Origin of the sequence: Duganella levis, from assembly GCF_009857605.1 — a bacterium.
GTDB classification, from domain to species: domain Bacteria; phylum Pseudomonadota; class Gammaproteobacteria; order Burkholderiales; family Burkholderiaceae_D; genus Rugamonas; species Rugamonas levis.
Window position 1 is genome coordinate 216,515 of the sequence record NZ_WWCT01000001.1, and the last position, 18,154, is coordinate 234,668.

At 65.1% G+C, this 18,154-nt stretch carries 16 protein-coding genes; 5 read left to right on the forward strand and 11 right to left on the reverse strand.

Going from position 1 to position 18,154, the window contains the following annotated elements; all coding sequences use genetic code 11:
- Window position 1: 1 nt before the first annotated feature.
- Together GTP69_RS00990 and GTP69_RS00995 are read right to left on the reverse strand one after the other, a co-directional pair.
- Window positions 2-682 carry a Fe2+-dependent dioxygenase gene (locus tag GTP69_RS00990; protein ID WP_161053123.1) on the reverse strand — a complete coding sequence of 227 codons (681 nt, stop codon included), beginning with the start codon at window positions 680-682 and terminating at the stop codon, window positions 2-4.
- Window positions 679-2,901 carry a putative bifunctional diguanylate cyclase/phosphodiesterase gene (locus GTP69_RS00995; protein ID WP_161053124.1) on the reverse strand — a complete coding sequence of 741 codons (2,223 nt, stop codon included), beginning with the start codon at window positions 2,899-2,901 and terminating at the stop codon, window positions 679-681. The genes GTP69_RS00990 and GTP69_RS00995 overlap by 4 nt, the downstream gene beginning before the upstream one ends.
- Window positions 2,902-3,318: 417 nt before the next feature.
- Here GTP69_RS00995 and GTP69_RS01000 point away from each other — a divergent pair, with 417 nt between their 5' ends.
- The 4 genes from GTP69_RS01000 to GTP69_RS01015 are packed head-to-tail and all read left to right on the forward strand — an operon-like array spanning window position 3,319 to window position 7,899.
- Complete coding sequence (locus GTP69_RS01000) at window positions 3,319-4,356, forward strand: exo-alpha-sialidase (protein WP_229260746.1); 1,038 nt, start codon at window positions 3,319-3,321, stop codon at window positions 4,354-4,356.
- Entirely contained in the window at window positions 4,353-5,042 is a 690-nt protein-coding gene (locus GTP69_RS01005; protein WP_161053126.1) for a hypothetical protein, read from the forward strand. The genes GTP69_RS01000 and GTP69_RS01005 overlap by 4 nt, the downstream gene beginning before the upstream one ends.
- A 29-nt stretch (window positions 5,043-5,071) precedes the next feature.
- A complete protein-coding gene (locus GTP69_RS01010; protein ID WP_161053127.1) occupies window positions 5,072-5,905 on the forward strand; it encodes a hypothetical protein in 834 nt (277 codons plus the stop codon).
- Window positions 5,902-7,899 carry an LTA synthase family protein gene (locus tag GTP69_RS01015; protein ID WP_229260747.1) on the forward strand — a complete coding sequence of 666 codons (1,998 nt, stop codon included), beginning with the start codon at window positions 5,902-5,904 and terminating at the stop codon, window positions 7,897-7,899. Before GTP69_RS01010 ends, GTP69_RS01015 begins: the two co-directional genes overlap by 4 nt.
- Window positions 7,900-7,905: 6 nt before the next feature.
- Here the strand turns inward: GTP69_RS01015 and GTP69_RS01020 are convergent, their stop codons facing one another.
- A complete protein-coding gene (locus GTP69_RS01020; protein ID WP_161053128.1) occupies window positions 7,906-10,584 on the reverse strand; it encodes a bifunctional acetate--CoA ligase family protein/GNAT family N-acetyltransferase in 2,679 nt (892 codons plus the stop codon).
- A 119-nt stretch (window positions 10,585-10,703) separates the two neighbouring features.
- Here GTP69_RS01020 and GTP69_RS01025 point away from each other — a divergent pair, with 119 nt between their 5' ends.
- A complete protein-coding gene (locus GTP69_RS01025; protein ID WP_161053129.1) occupies window positions 10,704-11,126 on the forward strand; it encodes a bacteriohemerythrin in 423 nt (140 codons plus the stop codon).
- 46 nt (window positions 11,127-11,172) lie between these two features.
- On the opposite strand, the gene GTP69_RS01030 is transcribed toward GTP69_RS01025, so the two are convergent.
- From GTP69_RS01030 to GTP69_RS01065, 8 genes are all read right to left on the reverse strand, one after another.
- Window positions 11,173-11,913 (reverse strand): Crp/Fnr family transcriptional regulator, encoded by a 741-nt coding sequence (locus GTP69_RS01030; protein WP_161053130.1) that lies wholly within the window; start codon window positions 11,911-11,913, stop codon window positions 11,173-11,175.
- The gene (locus GTP69_RS01035) at window positions 11,910-12,614 is read right to left on the reverse strand and encodes a Crp/Fnr family transcriptional regulator (RefSeq protein WP_161053131.1); all 705 of its coding nucleotides are present in this window, start codon (window positions 12,612-12,614) and stop codon (window positions 11,910-11,912) included. The genes GTP69_RS01030 and GTP69_RS01035 overlap by 4 nt, the downstream gene beginning before the upstream one ends.
- Window positions 12,615-12,627: 13 nt before the next feature.
- Window positions 12,628-13,473: a universal stress protein gene (locus GTP69_RS01040; protein ID WP_161053132.1), complete on the reverse strand. Its 846-nt coding sequence runs from the start codon at window positions 13,471-13,473 to the stop codon at window positions 12,628-12,630.
- Between the two features lie 111 nt (window positions 13,474-13,584).
- Window positions 13,585-14,901, reverse strand: a complete 1,317-nt coding sequence (locus tag GTP69_RS01045) for an Nramp family divalent metal transporter (protein WP_161053133.1) — start codon at window positions 14,899-14,901, stop codon at window positions 13,585-13,587.
- A 122-nt stretch (window positions 14,902-15,023) separates the two neighbouring features.
- Window positions 15,024-15,737: a glycosyltransferase family 2 protein gene (locus GTP69_RS01050; RefSeq protein ID WP_161053134.1), complete on the reverse strand. Its 714-nt coding sequence runs from the start codon at window positions 15,735-15,737 to the stop codon at window positions 15,024-15,026.
- Window positions 15,734-16,336 carry an SAM-dependent methyltransferase gene (locus GTP69_RS01055; RefSeq protein ID WP_161053135.1) on the reverse strand — a complete coding sequence of 201 codons (603 nt, stop codon included), beginning with the start codon at window positions 16,334-16,336 and terminating at the stop codon, window positions 15,734-15,736. The genes GTP69_RS01050 and GTP69_RS01055 overlap by 4 nt, the downstream gene beginning before the upstream one ends.
- Window positions 16,333-17,136 carry a PIG-L deacetylase family protein gene (locus tag GTP69_RS01060; RefSeq protein ID WP_161053136.1) on the reverse strand — a complete coding sequence of 268 codons (804 nt, stop codon included), beginning with the start codon at window positions 17,134-17,136 and terminating at the stop codon, window positions 16,333-16,335. Before GTP69_RS01060 ends, GTP69_RS01055 begins: the two co-directional genes overlap by 4 nt.
- A complete protein-coding gene (locus GTP69_RS01065; RefSeq protein ID WP_161053137.1) occupies window positions 17,124-18,152 on the reverse strand; it encodes an acyl-CoA dehydrogenase family protein in 1,029 nt (342 codons plus the stop codon). The genes GTP69_RS01060 and GTP69_RS01065 overlap by 13 nt, the downstream gene beginning before the upstream one ends.
- Window positions 18,153-18,154 lie beyond the last annotated feature (2 nt).

The window sequence follows — 18,154 nt, forward strand, 5'->3', positions numbered from 1 at the left end:
CTCAGGCTTCGCTCCACTGCCGCAGCAGGTTGTGATAAATGCCGGTGAGGTTGACGGTTTCGTCGGAGTCGCCGAGGCGGGTGCGCAGCGATTGGATGTTGCGGTCGAGGTCGAGCAGCAGGCAGCGTTGGGCGTCGTCGCGGATCATGCTTTGGGTCCAGAAGAAGGAACTGATGCGGGCGCCACGCGTCACGGGTTCCACCCGGTGGATGCTGGTCGATGGATAGACGATCAGGTCGCCCGCCGGCAGTTTGACTTCATGCGTGCCGTAGCTGTCCTCGACCACCAGTTCGCCGCCTTCGTATTCGTCGGGATCGGTCAGGAACAGCGTTGACGAGACGTCGGTGCGCAGCCACTGGCCGCTCGATTTCACGCGGCGCATGGCGTTGTCGACGTGGTTGCCGTAGGTGCCGCCGCCGCTGTATTTGTTGAACATCGGCGGGCAGGTACGCAGCGGCAGCGCGGCGGCGAAGAACAGCGGGTTGGCGGCCAGTGCGTTGAGGATGATCTGGCCCAGTTCATACGCCAGCGGACCGTATTCTTCCAGCTGCATGTTCTGCTTGACCTGCGCACCCTGCGCGCCGACGGTGGCGCGACCGTCGATCCAGTGGGCGTCGTGTAGCCGCTGCCGCATGTAGGCCACCTGGTCGGGCGTCAACACGCCGGGAATGTGTAACATCATTTGCTTGCTTCTCCTTGAATAAACAGGTGCGCCAGCGCCGCCGCCGACATCGGTTCGCTGAAATAGAAGCCTTGCGCCTGGTCGCAGTGCAGTTGGCGCAGGAAGTCGCGCTGCTGTTCGGTTTCCACGCCTTCGGCCACCACCGTCAGGCCCATGCTGTGGGCCAGCGCGATGACGGCGGCGGCGATGGCGCCGTCGTCGTTGCTGGCCGCGCTCTTGGCTGCGATGTCGCGCACGAAGGAGCGGTCGATCTTCAGCGCGTTGATCGGGAAGCGCTTCAGGTAGGACAGGCTGGAATAACCGGTGCCGAAGTCGTCGATGGCCAGTTGCACGCCCATGTCGCTCAACCGCTGCAAGGTCTGGGCGGCGCTGTCGGGCCGTTCCATCAGCACCGATTCGGTGATTTCCAGCTCCAGCCGGTCGGCCGCACAGCCGGTTTCGGCCAGCACGCGGGCTACCATCGCGTCCAGCCCCGGCTGGCGGAACTGGCGCGCCGACAGGTTGACCGCGATCCGCAGGTCAGGCAGGCCGGCCTGGCGCCATGCCACCTGTTGCGCGCAGGCAGTGCGCAACACCCATTCGCCGATCGGCACGATCAGCCCGGTTTCCTCGGCGATGGTGATGAAGGCGTCCGGCATCACCAGCTGCTGGCCCGCCGGATGCCAGCGCAGCAGCGCTTCGGCGCCGAGCATGGCGCCATCGGCCAGGTCGATCTGCGGCTGGTATTTCAGCTGCAATTCGCCGCGTTCGACGGCGTGGCGCAAGCCGCTTTCCAGCGTCAGACGATCCAGCGTGCGGGCATTCATTTCTTCCGAATAGAACTGGTAATTGCCGCGGCCCATGGCCTTGGCCTGGTACAGCGCGGCGTCGGCGTTTCTCAGCAGGGTCTTGCCGTTGTCGCCATCGCGCGGATACAGGCTGATGCCGATGCTGCATGCCGGCGCCAGTTCGTGGCCGTGGATTAGCATCGGCTCGAACAGGGCGTTGAGGATTTTCTGCGCCAACGCGGCGGCGATGTCTTCGGTCGGCAGCTCGGGCAGCAGCACCACGAATTCGTCGCCGCCGAAACGCGCCACGGTATCGGCGTCGCGCACCGCCTGCTTGAGGCGGCGGCCGACTTCGATCACCACGCGGTCGCCGGCATCGTGGCCCAGGCTGTCGTTGATGGTCTTGAAGCGGTCCAGGTCCAGGAACAGCATGGCGACCTGATTGCCGCTGCGGCGCGCCTGGGCGATGGCCTGCGACACCCGGTCCAGCAGCAGCGTGCGGTTGGCGAGGCCGGTCAGCGCGTCGTGCCGCGCGAGGTGCATCAGCTCTTCCTCGAACTGCTTGCGCTGCGAGATGTCTTCGATCACCGCCACCAGCGACGCATCGCCGGCATCCGGCTGCATGGCGGTGACGGTGGCCTTGACCCACACGCGGCGGCCGTCCTTGCACAGGTAGCGCTTCTCGCGCGACGAAGTCTCCAGCTCGCCATGCGCCAGTGCGCGTAGCAGCGGGGCGTCGATTTGCCAGTCTTCCGCCGTCACCAGGTCGGCCACGTGCATGCCGCGCAGTTCCTCTTCGGTATAACCGACGATGTCCAGCAGCTTGCGGTTGACGCGCAGCCAGCGGCCGTCGGCCGATAACTGCGCCAGCCCGACTGCGGCCTGGCCGAAGGCGCCACGGAAGCGCGCCTCGCTGTCGCGCAGCTGCTGGCGGCTGGCTTTAATATAAGTGTCGAGCGCCAGGCCCATGTCGAAGCTGGCCACCTTCATCAGCGCGTTATATGTAGGCAGGAACTGGCCGGGACGGTCGTGCAGCAGCGCTTCCAGCACCGGGCCGAGATCGCCCAGGTATTTGCGGTAGGCGCCGATATACCACTCCGGCGCCAGGCCGATGCGCTGGTGCGCCAGCCCCACGCGCAGGCGATGGCGCACATAGTCGATGCCGTAGTCGCCGGCGGTCAGCGACCGGAAGTAGGCGGCTTGCAGGTGGTACAGGCGGTCCAGCACCACCGGGTCTTTGAGCAGGATGCGCAGCACCGGCATGGTTTGCAGATGGCGGTAGAAACCGGCAATGACCTCGGGTAGCCGGGGTTGCAGCAGCGGATGAATCTCGCGCAGCAGACGGACGTCTTCCGCCGTTACCTCCAGAAACAGCAGGCGCTGCTGGATTTCGGCATCGGCGGGCATCATGTGACTGGCGGTACGGTCCAATTCGCTGGGGTCTGCAAGCATGCGGTGCTTCCTGTGGTCGGGCCGGCGCGCGGGGGCGTGCCGCGCACGGTAAGCAATGTAAGCCGCATCTTGCTAAAAAGAAATGTCGCAGATCAAGTTTGGCCGACTCCCGCAGGATTTCAAAAATGTTGTCCGTTTACATAAACGCTACATTTTCCTGTAGGATACCGTCTTCTTCCATAAGCAGGATGGCCACAAGCCTTGCTGTTGCGGAGGTTGTTATTATTTGGGCAAGGGAATCATACTGACGGCTTCCTTCATGTCCCGATCTCTGGAGACGGAATGGGAGTTTCACGCCCACTAGGGCAACGGCCAGGCAAACTGGCAGTGCTGATATGTTTAATGGTTGTCGCAGTAGTGGCAGTCGCCGAAGGCTGGCGTGGCTCGCGCTCGGCACAACCACATGTTCGAGCGGACATGGCCGCCGCCGTGGTGACCCCGCCCGCCATCACCCTGACCGAAGTTTCCCGCGCGATTATTCCGATGCCGCCCGGCGTGCCGTCGGCGCACGCCAGCGCCCTGGCGCAGCTGCCGCATGGCGATCTGATTGCCTTCTGGTGGGCCGGCAGCCGCGAGAGCGGGCCGGACGTCAAGGTCTATGCCTCGCGCTGGCGCAACGGCCACTGGAGCAATAACTGGATCGTGGCCAGCCGCGATTCGCTCGGCGACGCGCTGGGCCATGGCGTGCGCCGCATCGGCAACCCGGTGGCGTGGACCGCTGCCGACGGCACCGTGCATTTGTACGTGGTGGCCACCGGCATGGGCGGCTGGGCCGCTTCGCGCGTGGTGCAGCTGCAATCGAAGGACGAGGGCGCTACATTCACAGTCCGCCGCGTGCTGCCGATGTCGCCGGTATTCAATACCAGCGTGCTGGTGCGCGCGACCCCGGTTGGCCAGGCGGACGGCGGCTGGTGGCTGCCGGTGTATTTCGAAATCGGCCACAAGTATCCGATGCTGGTATCGTTCGACGCCAACGGCGACCCGGAGCGTCTGACCCGCATCGGCGTGCGCACCCGTTCGCTGCAACCGACGCTGGTCCAGGTCTCGCCCACCGAAGTGCGGGCCTGGATGCGCGATGCCAATAAAGAACGTTCGGTGGTGCAGCAGGCGGTCAGCCATGACGGCGGCGAAAATTGGGACGACCTCGGCCCGACCGACATCCGCAATCGCGGCACTGCGCTGGCGGTGCTGCGGCTGCACAACGGCACCATGCTGATGTTGGGTAACCAGGGCACCTCGACCGCCACTGAACGCAGCACGCTGGCGTTGTCGATGTCGCCCGACGGCCACCACTGGCAGCATGTGACCAACATCGTCAGCGGCCAGCCGCGCGACGAGTATTCCTACCCGGCCATGTTCCAGGTCGGCGACGAACTGCACATTACCTACACCTATCAGCGGCGCGCCATTGCCCACCATCGCCTGAAAATCACCGAGGGAAAGGAGCTGCTATGAGCTTGCCCGATCTGGCACTGCAAATTATTTACGCCCGCATTGCCTGGGGGCTGATCGCCGCCGCCATGCTGCTGTCGGTGCTGCCGACCGTGTTGCCACGGATTTTTCCGCAACTGGCGCAGCGCTCCAAGGCCATCGTCGCTATCACCATCGCCATCATGATGGCGCTGCCGGGGGCGGCGTCGCCGGCTTACTGGCTGACGCTGGTGTTCCAATATCCGAGTGGGCTGCTGGCCGGCTACAGCCTGGTGGCGCTGTGCGCGCGCTGGACCGAGCGTCCGGTCGACTTTTTGCTGCATCCGGCGTTTGCGCTGGTGCTGACGCTGGTTGGCATAGTGCTGTACCTGGACGCCTTCGGCGTGCTGGCACTGGGCCTGTATTACCGCGGCTTCGATTCCGACGCCGCTGCGCTGCTGGCGATTGCCGCCGCAGTGGCCGGCGCGGCGGCGGTGCTGATGCGGTGGGCCGTCAGTGGCGGCGCCGCGCTGTTGGCCGCCGTCTTGCTGTTCTCGTTGCTGCGTCTGCCGACTGGCAATCTGTGGGATGCGCTGCTCGACCCCTTGTTGTGGGCCTGGGCGCTGGGTTCGGTGGTGGTGGCTGCCCGCCGTTATTACCATGGCCGCAGTGGGCGTATCGCCACGCCGCCGGCGGACTTGGTGCCCGCCGGCGGTATTGAACAAATTTAATATACACATACTAAAACAGGGAGTGGTACATGGCAGAGCAGAAGTGGTATATCCATCCGGTGATCGCGGTCGGGGTTCTCATGAATATCTTCGTGATGGGACTGGCGCTGGCCTTCTCGCACGACCATGACGCCATGTGGCGTCTGCTGGTGGAAGACGGCATCGTCGAATGGATGCAGTTCCTGTGCTTCACCCTGTTGTCTGCGCTGCTGGGTTTCCTGGCCGTGGAACAATGGCAGCGCGAGCCGAAGATCAACCTGCAACTGGCGGCTTTCGTGTTCCTGTCGGCGCTGGTCGGCCTGGCAGCGCTCGAAGAAGTCAGCTGGTTCCAGCGCGTGCTGCACATCATCCCGCCGGATTTCTTCTTGCAGAATAACCGCCAGGGCGAAACCAACCTGCACAATCTGGCGCTGGGCAAGAGCAGCCTGCACAAGGCCGTGCTGCTGAAGATTATCGTCATCGTCGGCCTGACCCACACCATCTTCCTGCCGCTGCTGGCGCGCAAGCGTCCCGCCATCCGTACCTTCGTCGAAAAATTCGGCCTGTATCTGCCGCCGGTGTGGCCGTCGGTAATCTACGTTGGCCTGGTGATCCTGTCGAACGTGGTGGTCGACCATCCGCGCAAAGGCGAACTGGGTGAAGTCTTCGGCGCCGTGCATTACCTGACGACCGTGGTGGCCGCGTACTTCTTTGGCGTCTGCTACGACAAGAAGCCGGTGTTCGCGCCATCCCGCGACAGCCGCAATATCGCTACGCTGTTCTGCATGGTGCTGGTCTTCATGCTGTTGATCGGCTGGATGCTGAGTGCCGGCGCCGGTGCCGGCGCCTACATCGCCTCCCACCCAGGCTTTGGCGCTGAATGATGTTTTATCGTCCTGAGAGCCGGCTGACGCGTTGCGCGGCCTGGCTGGCGCGGCTGACGCTGTGGGCCGGTCCATTCGCCGGCGTGCTGCAATTGCTGCTGCTGGGCCTGGTGATCTTCTCGCTGTCGCGCGCCGGGCTGATGGCCTGGCAGTGGACCCGGGTTTCCGCCACCGGCATTCCCGGCGAGATGCTGGTGCAGGGCGTGCGCGCCGACCTGATCCTGCTCGGCTACCTGATCGCCTTGCCGTTGCTGCTGGCGCCGTTGCTGGCGTATCAGAAGACGCTGCGCGTGTGGAAAACCCTGAATGTCATGTGGGGCACGCTGGCACTGATCTTCATCATCTTCATGGAGCTGTCGACGCCGCAGTTCATCATGCAGTTCGACATCCGTCCGAACCGCCTGTTCATCGAATACCTGTCGTATCCAACCGAAGTGATCGCCACACTATGGCATGGCTTCCGCATCGCGCTGGTGCTGGGCATCGTGTTCACGGTGCTGCTGGGCACCGGCATCTACAAGCTGCTGAAGGCGGCTTCGGTGGATATCACGACGTGGCGTCCGCTGCCGCTGTTGCTGGTGTGGCCGTTGCTCGTGCTGCTGGTTGCGTTCCAGATCCGTTCGACCCTGGCGCACCGTCCGGCCAACCCGTCGATGTTTGCGCTGACCGGCGATTCCATGGTCAATTCGCTGATCATCAATTCGCCTTGGTCGGTGCTGGATGCGTATAGCGCCATGAGCCACGAGGCGAATTCCTCCGAAATCTACGGCAAATACCCGCGCGAGAAAGTCTTCCCGACGGTGAAGAGCGCGCCATGGCTGCGCGACCTGCAATTCACCTCGGCGGAGCTGCCAACCTTGCACAAGCAGGAAGCGGTGATGCAGCGCGAGCGTCCGCTGAATCTGGTGATCGTGCTGGAGGAAAGCCTGGGCGCGACCTTCGTGCAATCGCTGGGCGGTCTGCCGGTGACGCCGGAGCTGGAAAAACTGAAGCAGGACGGCTGGTGGTTCGAGCAGTTGTACGCCACCGGCACCCGTTCGGTGCGCGGTATCGAGGCAGTGGTGGCCGGCTATCCGCCGACGCCGGCGCGCAGCGTGGTCAAGCTGTCGCTGTCGCAGCAGAATTTCTACACGCTGGCGGCGGGCCTGGGCAAGCAGGGCTATCACACGGAATTCGTCTATGGTGGCGAAGCGCACTTCGATAATATGCGCGGCTTCTTTACCGGTAACGGCTTCCAGAAAGTGGTGGACCGGCGCGACATGAACCCGGTGTTTGAGGGCAGCTGGGGTGCGTCGGATGAAGACTTGTTTAACAAGTCACTGGAGCGTTTGAAAACCCTGCACGATAGCGGCAAGCCGTTCTTCAGCCTGATTTTCTCGTCGTCCAACCATGAACCGTTCCAGTTTCCGGATGGCCGCATCACCTTGCACGACAAAGAGAAGCAGACGGTGAATAACGCGGTCAAGTACGCCGATTATGCGCTGGGCCGTTTCATCGCCGAGGCGAAGAAGCAGGACTACTGGAAAGATACGGTGTTCCTGATCGTGGCCGACCACGACAACCGCGTGTATGGCGACAGCCTGGTGCCGATCAATAAGTTCCATATCCCTGGCCTGATTCTGGGCGCGGATGTGAAGCCGAAGACGATCACCACCATCGCCAGCCAAATTGATCTGGCGCCGACCTTGTTGTCGCTGATGGGCATATCGAGCGAACATCCGATGATCGGCCGCGATCTGGCGCGCGACAGCGACACGCCGGGCCGGGCGCTGATCCAGTTCGATAATTATTTCGCGTGGCTGGAAGGTTCGTCGGCGACGATTCTGCGTCCGAACCAGGCGCCGTTGCTGGGACATTATGATGCCGCCACCGGCGTGCTGTCCACGGGCGGCGTGCCGGATGCCGCGCTGGTCGATAAAGCGATGTCGCACGTGGTGTTGCCATCTATCCTGTATCGCGAGCAGCGCTACAAACTGCCGCCCGCGTCGCGTTAAAACTGGTTAAAGCTGTTTTGTGCAGAGCTGGAATTCCGGATCGTCCTCATACGGACGAATATGGAATTCCAGGCTGCCCATCAAGCGTAGCATGCCACGGTTCTTGCGCAGCACCAGGCCGACAATTTCGCTCAGGCCCTTATCGCGCGCCACATCCATAATCTCCAGCATCAAGCGCGTGCCCAATCCCTGGCCGCTGAACTTGTCGTCCACCAGCAGCGAAAACTCGCAACTGCTGCGATCCGGATTGGCGATGTAGCGCGAGACGCCGATGATTTGCTCGGTCTCGGTAAAGCTGCCGTCATCATCGGCGGTGCGCGTGGTCAGCACCGCCACCAGCGCCATCTCACGGTCGTAATCAATCAAGGTATAACGCGCCAGCATCTGCGCCGACAACTCGCGCAGCGACGACGCAAAGCGGTTGTAGCGCGACTGGTCGGACAGGCCGCGCACCAGCGATTGCAGCATTTCCGCGTCGGTCGGCTGCACGGGGCGCAGCGTGTATTGGCGACCGCCGCGCATCGGCCAGTCGCGCGCGTAGCTCGACGGGTAGGGCATGATGGCCAACTGGTCGTAACGCTGCGCCGACGGCGGCGCCACGCCCACCGCGACGCGCGCATCCACCGCCAGCACGCCGAACTGGTCGACGATCAGCGGGTTGATATCCAGCTCGCGCAACTGCGGCAGTTCGCACACCATTTCCGACACCCGCAGCAGAATGTGCTCGATGGCCTGACGGTCCACGCCCGGCGCGCCGCGCCATTCGCCCAGCGTGGCGGCGACGCGCGCGCGGTCGATCAGGCGCTGCGCCAGAAAGGGATTCAGCGGCGGCAGTTCGACGGCGCGGTCGTTGAGCAGTTCGACCATGGTGCCGCCGGCGCCAAAGCCGATCACCGGCCCAAACAGCGGATCGCTGGCGACGCCGATATACAGTTCGCGGCCATCGCGCTTGCCAGCCATGCGCTGCACGGTCACGCCGTTGATGCGCGCTTCCGGCTGCAAACGGCGCACGTTGGCGAGCATGTCGCCGTAGGCTGCGCCCAGCGCGCCGGCGTCGGCCAGGTTTAGCACCACGCCTTGTACATCGGATTTATGCAGGATGTCGGGCGAGTCGATTTTCAGCGCCACTGGATAGCCTAGCTGCGCGGCGATCAGTTGTGCCTCGGCTGCGCTGCGGGCTGGCATGGTCGGCGTGATCGGGATGTGGAAGGCGGCCAGCAGCGCCTTGGATTCCATCTCGGTCAGCACGCTGCGGCGCTCGGCCAGCACGCTTTCCACCAGGCGGCGCGCGCCTTCCAGGTCCGGCTTGGCCAGTTGCGACAGCGGCGGCGGGGTTTGCTGCAACAGCTGCTGATTCTGATAAAACGCGGCGATATTGCCGAAGCCATCGACCGCCGCTTCCGGCGTGCGGAAGGTGGCCAGGCCGGCCTGGCCGATTACCTTGCGGCCCGGCGCCACGCGCTCGTCGCCCATCCAGCAGGCCAGCAGCGGTTTGCCCAGGCCTTTGGCGGCAGCGGCCACGCTGTGCGCGATGGCGGTCGGGTCGCCATCCAGCTTTGGCGAGTAGATGACCAGCAGGCCGTCGACGTTGGAATCCTGCGCGCAGGCTCGGATGGCGGCGGCGTAGTGTTCCGGGCCGGCTTCTTCGGACAGGTCGAGCAGGTCGGTCAGCGTGGCGTGCACCGGCAGCAACGGCGCCAGCGCCTTGGCCGATTCAGCGCCTGGACGGCCCAGTTGCAGGCCCAGTTGACCCAGCCAGTCGGCCGCCAGCACGCCGGGACCGCCACCGTTGCTGATCACCGCCAGCCGTGGCCCGACCGGACGGTAACGTGAGGCCAGGCATTTGGCGGCCGAGAACAGCTGCACGAAGGTGTTGACGCGTACCGCGCCGGTGCGGCGCAAGGCCGCGTCGAAGATCTCGTCACTGCCGATCAGCATGCCGGAGTGGGTCGCCGCCGCGCGCGAGGCTGCCGCCGCGTTGCCGGATTTGATGATGACCACTGGCTTGGTATTGGCCGTGCCGCGCAGCGCCGACAGGAAGCGGCGGGCGTCGGTGATGCCTTCCATGTAGATGACGATACTTTCGGTAGCCGGATCGGTGGCGAGGAAATCCAGCGTCTGTGCCAGGTCCACCGCCGTGTTGGGGCCGAGCGAGACCACCGCCGAAAGGCCGACCGAGTTGGTGCCGGCCCAGTCCAGGATGGCCGAAGTCAGCGCGCCCGATTGCGAGATCAGCGCCAGGCTGCCGCTTTGGGCCAGCTTGCCGGCCACACCGGCGTTCAGTTTCAGGCGCGGACGTTGGAATCCCAGGCTGTTCGGTCCCAGCAGATACAGGCCGTGTTTGCGGGCGATATCTTGCAGTTCGGCCGCCAGTTCCGGCGGCACGCTGGACGAGACGATCAGCGCCGATTTGCACTGGATGCGGCCGGCCACCTCCAGCGCGAACGCCAGTTCGTCGTGCGGCAGCGCGATCATGGCCAGGTCGGCGCGCGATTGCACCAGGTCGGCCAGCGTGCCGGTCATGCTGACGTCGAGGAAGGTCAGGGCGCCGTCGTAGCCTCCATCGCGCAGTTGCGCGCACAGGCTGCGGCCGTAGGCGGTCTGGCGTTCCGGCTGGTCGGGCGGACCGGCAAAAACCACGATGGATTTAGGCGCAAATAGCGGGCTGAGGTAGTGCAGATCCATGAGCTTATTCTCGACAATGACAGGCAAACCACACTATACGGCAAATCATTGCCGCTTGACCTGCATCATGGATTTCTGACAAGCAAGTGGGCATAGTGTGATGGTGGAGAGGAGACATCATGGACACGAGCGCGTTAACCAATGAGATGGTGCTGGGGATTCCCTTGTTTGACGAGGCGCACGCGGCGTTGGCCGAGCAGATCCAGCTGCTGCTGAACGGGCCGGATCAGGAGTTCGAGACGCATCTGGCCGGTCTGGTGGAGTGCCTGGAGGTGGATTTCCGGCTGGAGGAGCAGTTGATGGAGGCGATTGACTATCCTGCCACGCGCAGCCATCGCGAGCAGCATGCACGGGTGCTGGCTACCTTGCACGGATTGGCGCCGGGGGATATTGAGAATGGCCGCAAGGTGGCGGCCTTGATTTTGCCGTGGTTTCAGGTGCATCTGGCGACGGCGGATACGGCCTTGGCGGTGGCGTTGCAGATTGCCGGGCGGGTGCAGGCGGCTTCCGCCAACCCCGCACGGCGGCAAACAGGGGTCTGACCCCGCATGGGGTCAGACCCCGTACTTCCGGGGTTGGCTGCGCCGCTCAATCCAGCGCCAACGGTGTCCCGGCCGCCACCATTTCCACATCCCGCAATCCCGGCAGCGTGTAGGCGCGCTGGCCCATCGCCAGCCAGCCACGCCGCCGCAACGCGCTCAAACAGCGGCTCACGGTGGACGATGTCAAGCCCAGGTAATCTGCAATATCCTGGCGCGACATCGGCAACGTCGCGCGCGCGACACCCTGCGCCTGCTCCAGCCGGTGCAGCAGGAACTGCGCCACCCGCTGTACCGCCGACGTGCTGCGCAACATGGCCGCGTGCTGCTGGTGACGCGCAATCGTCCCGCTTAGCAGCTGCCCAAACGCCTCGGCGCTGCGCGGCTGCCGATCCAGCAACGCTGTCAGCATCGCGTACGGCACAGTGGCGATCTCGCAATCGGTCAATGCCACTGCGCCCGCATGGCGCTGGTGCTCATTCAGCGACTCCAGTCCCACCCACGCGCCCGGCCCCAGAAACTCAATGATGTGCTGCCCGCCATCCCGCCCATGCTGATACAGCTTGATATCGCCCCTGCGGATGATATGCAGATGCTGGTCCACCTCATCCGACACACGGAACAGGTGCTCGCCGCCATTGAGCCGGATACAGCGCTGCTCCATGCACGGCTCGGTGCGTTCGGCATCGTCCGGCAACTCGTCCAGACACAACACATTGAGCGGACAGCCATTGCAGCGGCGGATGCTGTCGGCCAGCGCCGGCGTCACCAGGCGAAGTCGATGGCTCATGCGCCGCCTTCCACGCCGGCCGCCGCGCGTTGCAGCGCGTCCGGATCGAGCAAAGTCAGGTCGCGACGCTGCAACTGCACCAGCCCCTGACGTCGAAACTGATCCAGCAACCGGCTCACGCACTCGGCGCTGACGCCGATGTAACTGGCAATATCGCAGCGGGACATCGGCAGCCGGAAGCGCAGCGCCGAATAACCATTGCTACGGTGCGCCTGCGACAGGCTCAACATCAGATCGGCCATGCGCTGGCGCGAGTGGGTGTGATGCAGCAGCAGCGTGGCGTGCTGCGCGCGGCGGATCTCTCCGGCCAGCAGCGCATGCAGGCCAAGCCGCTGCATCGGCTGCCGGCGGCCGCGAAACGCCTGGCGATCCCAATCGATGACGCAGACTTCACTATCCTCCAGCGCCACCGCCGAGGCGTTGTGGCCGGTCGCGCCCAGCGTGTTCAGGCCAAGGAATTCCGGCGCCATGGCAAAGCCGGTCACCTGTTCCTCGCCGCCGGGACGCGTCATCACCATTTTAAAACTGCCGGAACGGATGCTGTAGATGCGGTTGCCCGGCGACTCGCCGGCACGATACAGGCTGTCGTGCCGGCGCACGCGCAGGCGATGGCCGGCGATCTGGTCAGCGTCGGCCGTGCCTTCGCACAGGGGCAGGTGGACACAACGTTCACAATTGCTACGGTAACTATCAATACGCATTGCTCGACCTCGATTAATGCGCCATCAGCACGGGCAGCGTCATCGATTGCAGCACGCGCCGGGTGACGCCGCCCAGCACGATTTCGCGCCAGCGTTGATGGCCGTAGGCGCCCATCACCAGCAGGTCGGCGCCGCTATCGGCCGCCAGCGACAGCAGGGCGTTGCCGATATCCAGCCCGGACGGCGCATGCTGCTGCGCTACTTCGACCTTGACGCCATGGCGCGCCAGATAGAGGGCGATGTCGGCGCCCGGCTGTTCGCCGTGGACGCCATCATTGGCTTGCGGATTGAACACCGCCAGCGTCACGCGCTTGCTCTGGCGCAGCAGCGGTAGCGCATCGGTGACGGCGCGGGTGGCGGCGCGGCTGCCGTCCCAGGCCACCAGCGCGTGCTGGTCGATGTGAGCGTAGCGGCCGGCGTACGGCACCAGCAGCACCGGACGGCCGCCGTGCAGCGCCAGATGTTCCGGCAGCGTGCGCAGCAGGTCCGGGCCGTTCAGGTCGGGATCGTTCTGGCTCAGTACGAGCAGGTCGGTGTAGCGGGCTTGCAGCACCAGACCGGTTTCTGCGTCGTCATCGCTAATGCGGCGCTCGTAGCTGTTGCCGGCGCTGTCGGCGTGGGCGACGAAGCCGGCCAGCGCCTGTTCCGCATGGCCGGTGACGGACTGGATGTCTTCCGGCGACAGCAGTACGCCGCCGTAGGCAAACGCGGCGTTACGGTAAATTTCCACCGCCAGTCCGGTAAAGGCGGCGCCGACCAGGTGGGCGTCGTGGCTGAGGGCGACCTGGCTGGCCAGCGCGTAGCGTTGCGCGGCGTGGGGGGACAAGTCGGCGTGAACCAGAATGTTTTTGTAAGACATGATGAGCTCCTTGTGATGACCGTTATCAGGCTATCAAAGCTCATCGAAAAATTTTATGATCTGGATCAAATTTCCCCGGATAAATTATTGCGCTGTCCGGTTGACGGCCGATTAAAGCCGCGATAGCAGCACGCCGTTCAGGCTGACGATTAGCGCCATCATGCCCCATGCCAGCCAGGCCACCGGGCGCGGCGTGGCGAAGCGGCCCATGATGTCGCGTGAACTGGTGTAGCGGATCAGCGGCCACATGGCAAACGGCAGTTGCAGGCTGAGGATCACCTGGCTGAGGATCAGCAGGCTGGTCACGCCATGGTCGCCGTAGACGATGGTGACGAACAGCGCCGGCACAATCGCCACCGCGCGCGTGATCAGGCGGCGTGCCCACGGCGGCAGGCGCAGTTGGACGAAGCCTTCCATGACGATCTGCCCGGCCAGCGTGGCCGTCACCGAGGAACTGAGGCCGGCCGCCAGCAACGCCACGCCGAACAGGATGCTGGCCAGCGCGGCGCCGGTCAGTGGACCAAGCAGCTTGTAAGCTTCTTCCAGGTCCGCCACTTCGGCGTGGCCGCTGGTGTGGAATACCGCCGCCGAGGTAATCAGAATGGCGGCGTTGACCAGGAAGGCCAAACCCAGCGCCACCACGATGTCGGCCGAGGCGAAAGAGATCGCCTTGCGCTTGCCGTCCTCGCTGGTGCTGAAGCTGCGCGTCTGCACGGTGGACGAATGCAGGTACAGGTTGTGCGGCATGACGGTGGCGCCGATGATGCCGATGGCGAGATACAGCATGCCGGGATCGGTGATGGTTTGCGTGGCGGGGATGAAGCCTGCGGCCACCGCACGCCATTCCGGCTGCGCCAACGCCAGGTTGACGGCGAAGCACAGGAATACGACGGCCAGCAGCGCCATGACGAAGGCTTCCAGATAGCGGAAGCCGCGCTGTTGCAGCCACAGGATGGCCAGCACGTCGAGCGCGGTCAATATCACGCCGTACGTCAGGGGTATGCCGAACAGCAGTTTGAGGGCGATGGCGGTGCCGATGACTTCCGCGAGGTCGCAGGCGCAGATGGCTACTTCACACAGCAGCCATTGCGCCACCGCCGAGCGGCGCGACGAGTGCATGCGGCACAGCTGCGCCAGATCCGCCTGCGCCACGATGCCCAGCCGCGCCGACAGGATCTGCAACAGCATCGCCATGCAGCTGGACAGGCCGATGATCCATAACAGGGAATAGCCGTAGGCGGCGCCGCCGGCAAGGTCGGTGGCCCAGTTGCCGGGGTCCATATAGCCGACCGCCACCAGGTAACCGGGGCCGGCGAAGCTGAGGAAGCGGCGCCACCACGGGCCGTGGCCGAGCACCGGCACGCTGCGCTGGCTGTTGGCGCCAGCAGCCGTCGGCTCAAGCGGGGTGGATAAAACGGGTGGCGCCATCGGGACTCCTTTGCGGCCGCCGTCGGCCTGCGGGTCTGCTGCATTACTGCTGCGGGTCTGCGTGGCGGCGGTGGCTGGCTACGTCCTGAGATGCAATGGTACGATATTTTGGGCTGGCCGCGTCAGATTCCGGCTGCCGCTGCGGCGCGGGCGCTTTCGGCGTAGCGTAGCAGCGTGTCGCCAAAGCCGCCGCGCGCCTTGGCGTCGCAGCGTGCGCTGGTGGTCACGCGTGGCGCCGCGCTCCAGGCGAAGCGGGCGCCGGAGCGCTCCAGCGCCGTCACCAGCGCCACGTCTTCGCTACAGGCTAGTGGCTCGAAGCCGCCGGCGCGCAGGTAGGCATCGGCCGCCACGCCCATATTGGCGCCGTGGATATGGTGATGGCCGTCGGCGTCGGTATAGCTGTTGTGGAAGTGGTGGCGCAGCAGTTCGGCGTTGTGGCGGTGCGGCGACCAGTCGTCCACCGCCACGGTGCCGCATACCACGTCGACGTTGAGGCGCAGCTGTGCCGCCAGCCAGTCGGGGGATACCTGGGTGTCGGCGTCGGTGAAGGCCAGCCAGCGCGCGCCATGGCGCAGCATGTGGCGCGCGCCGGCGGCGCGGGTGACGCCGACGTTGCGCGCTTCCACGCACAGGTAGTCGATGGCGCAGCGTTGGTTCGATTGGGCGGCGTGGCGTTCAACGATGGCGCGCGAACCGTCCGTGCAGCTGTCCAGCGCCACGGTGATGCGGACAGTTTCGCCGTGCAGCGCGGGATCGGCTGCGGCGGTGCGGGCTGCGCGCAGGCAGGCGTCCAGATACAGTTCTTCATTGTGGGCGGGGATGACGATGCCGATCATGCCGTAACTCCTTCGTGTTGCGCTACCGAACGTGGATCGAGCGACCAGACGTCCAGCAGGAAGTCGGTCTCCTCGTGGTGGGCGATGCGGTTCAGTTGCGGGACGGCGTCAAACGAGGCGTGGATGGCGTCTGCATCTTGCCTGCCGTCGCCGATCGGCCGGCGCCAGTGGCACAGCACCAGCGCGCCGCTCAGGCCCAGCGTGTTGACGCAGTTGGCGCGCAACTGGTCCAACTCGTCGTCGTCGAGGTAGTAAGCCATTTCGCTGATGACGATCAGGTCGAAAGCGGCGCCGGCCGGCCAGTCCTGCGGCACGCGCTGGCAAGCGACGGAGACGCGGCCGGCGGGCAGGCCGGCGACGCGGTTGCGGGTCAGCTCGACGGCAGCTGGCGACAGGTCGCTGGCGGTGACGCAATCGGCGCGGCGCGCCAGGGCGGCGGTCAGTTCGCCGTTGCCGCAGGCCGGCTCGAAGGCGTGGTGGTAGTGTGGCGATGGCAGGCTAGCCAGCAGCAAGGCGCGCTTGCGCTGTTCGTACCAGCGCTGGCGCACCTGCCAGGGATCGTTGTTTTGCTCGTACAGCTGCTGGAAGTGTTCACTCATGTGAAGTAGATCTCGTAGGGATGGAGCAGGCGGGCCAGCACGTGCGGCGGCAGGATGGCCTGCTGCCCGCTGGAAGGATCGTCATGTAATTGGGTCTGGAAGCACTGGACGGCTTGCTGCTTGCGGTGCAGGACTTCGTCACTCAGTTGCAGTCGGCGCGCGCGGTGCCATGGCAGGCGATGATCGCCTGGTGTGGCCCAGTGCCAGCTCCATACCGGCATTTCGATCAGGGTAGCGCGGCAGGTGCGCGCCGCCAGCGATGCAGCCAGGCCGCAGGCTTCGTGGTCGGGATGGCCGTCCTGGCGCCAGGTGACGAAGACCGTGTCGTCGGGCCGCAGGAGTTGACGCAGCAGCGTATGCAGTTGTTCGAGGTGCGCGCGCACCTGGCCGTCGGGCAGGCGGGCGCGCAGCAGTTGCGGTGCGTTGGCGTCGTTGAGGCCCAGTGTCTGTAAGGCGGCGGCGGTTTCCTGTGGCCTTAGGCGTGCCAGGTCGGTTGGCGTCAGCAGGTCGGAGCCGGGATGGCTGGCCGTGCCGTCGGTGACCGCCAGCAGTACGGTGCGCGTGCCTTGAGCGTGCAGCAATTGCAGCAGACCGCCGCAGGCCAGCACTTCGTCGTCAGGATGCGGCGCGATGATGATGACGCGTCCTTTTGTCGGCGCCAGTTCGGCTGCGGTTATTGGGGGCAGCTCCGCCAGGCCGCGCCACGCCTGCCAATCGGCGTCCGGCGTGCCGCGTCCGGCGATGTGGCGTTCAGTTGCCTGAGGTGCTTGCGGCGCGTAAGGCGCGGTCATAACGCCCATGGCGCTTCCTCCTGTTGGGTGAGCAGGCTGCCGAGAGTGGCCAGATCGCGTTCGGCATGACTTTGGCGCAGGAATACCGGCAGGTCGGCCGCCAGCCGCGCAAAGCGGGCATCGCGGCACAGCGGACCGGCACCGAGCGCGCGTGAGACGTGGCGCAGCACTTCGGTGGCTGCCACTTCCACCGCCAGCCTTGCGCGCATGGCGATGCGGCCGGCATAAGCGCCGGGAGCGCGGTCGATGGCGGCCGCAGTGGCACGCAGCAGCGCAGCGGCGGCGCTGAGGGCGATGTCGGTTTCGCCCAGGTGCGCCAGCCGGTGCGGCTCGGGTTTGGGCTGGACGCGCGCGGCTTCGTGCAGATAGTCGCCGAGCGCCTGTGCCGCGCCATACCAGCAGGCGGCAATGCCGGCGCCGCCGTACCAGAAACCTGGGCGGCTCAAATACTCGCCCGGCGCGCCAACCGGGATCGCCGGCACATCGTCAAACAGCACGTCGACACTGGCGGTAGCCGCCATGCCGACGGCGTGCCAGCCTTCATTGGTGATAGTCACACCAGGATCGCGCAGCGCCACCGCGACCAGCATCCGTTCGCCGCGATCGTCCTGACAGCTAACCAGCGCATGACTGAGCGTCGCCGCGCCGGAGCACCATTGCTTGCGGCCGGAGATGACAGTCTGACCGGCGTCGTTATGGCGAAGGGTGACCACTGCGTCTGGCGGCTCTGCACACCATACGCCCCACGATGCGCCCGGAACCGCTGGGCCACCCAGCTCCGCCAGGATGGCCAGGGCGTCGGTATGGCTTTCATACAGCTTTGCCAGAGTCAGATCGTGATGCGCCACCTTGGCCAGGCATTGCCAGCGTTGCAGCGTGAGGCCGCTCGCCGGCATTGGCAATTGATCTTGACCGGCGGCGATCAGTTGGGCCAGTTGCACGCCCGGAGACTGCTGCGGGTCCAGCCGTATCAGCGCTTCTTCCAGCGTGTGCGCGGATGCATAGGGGAGACGGTCGATTTTCATGC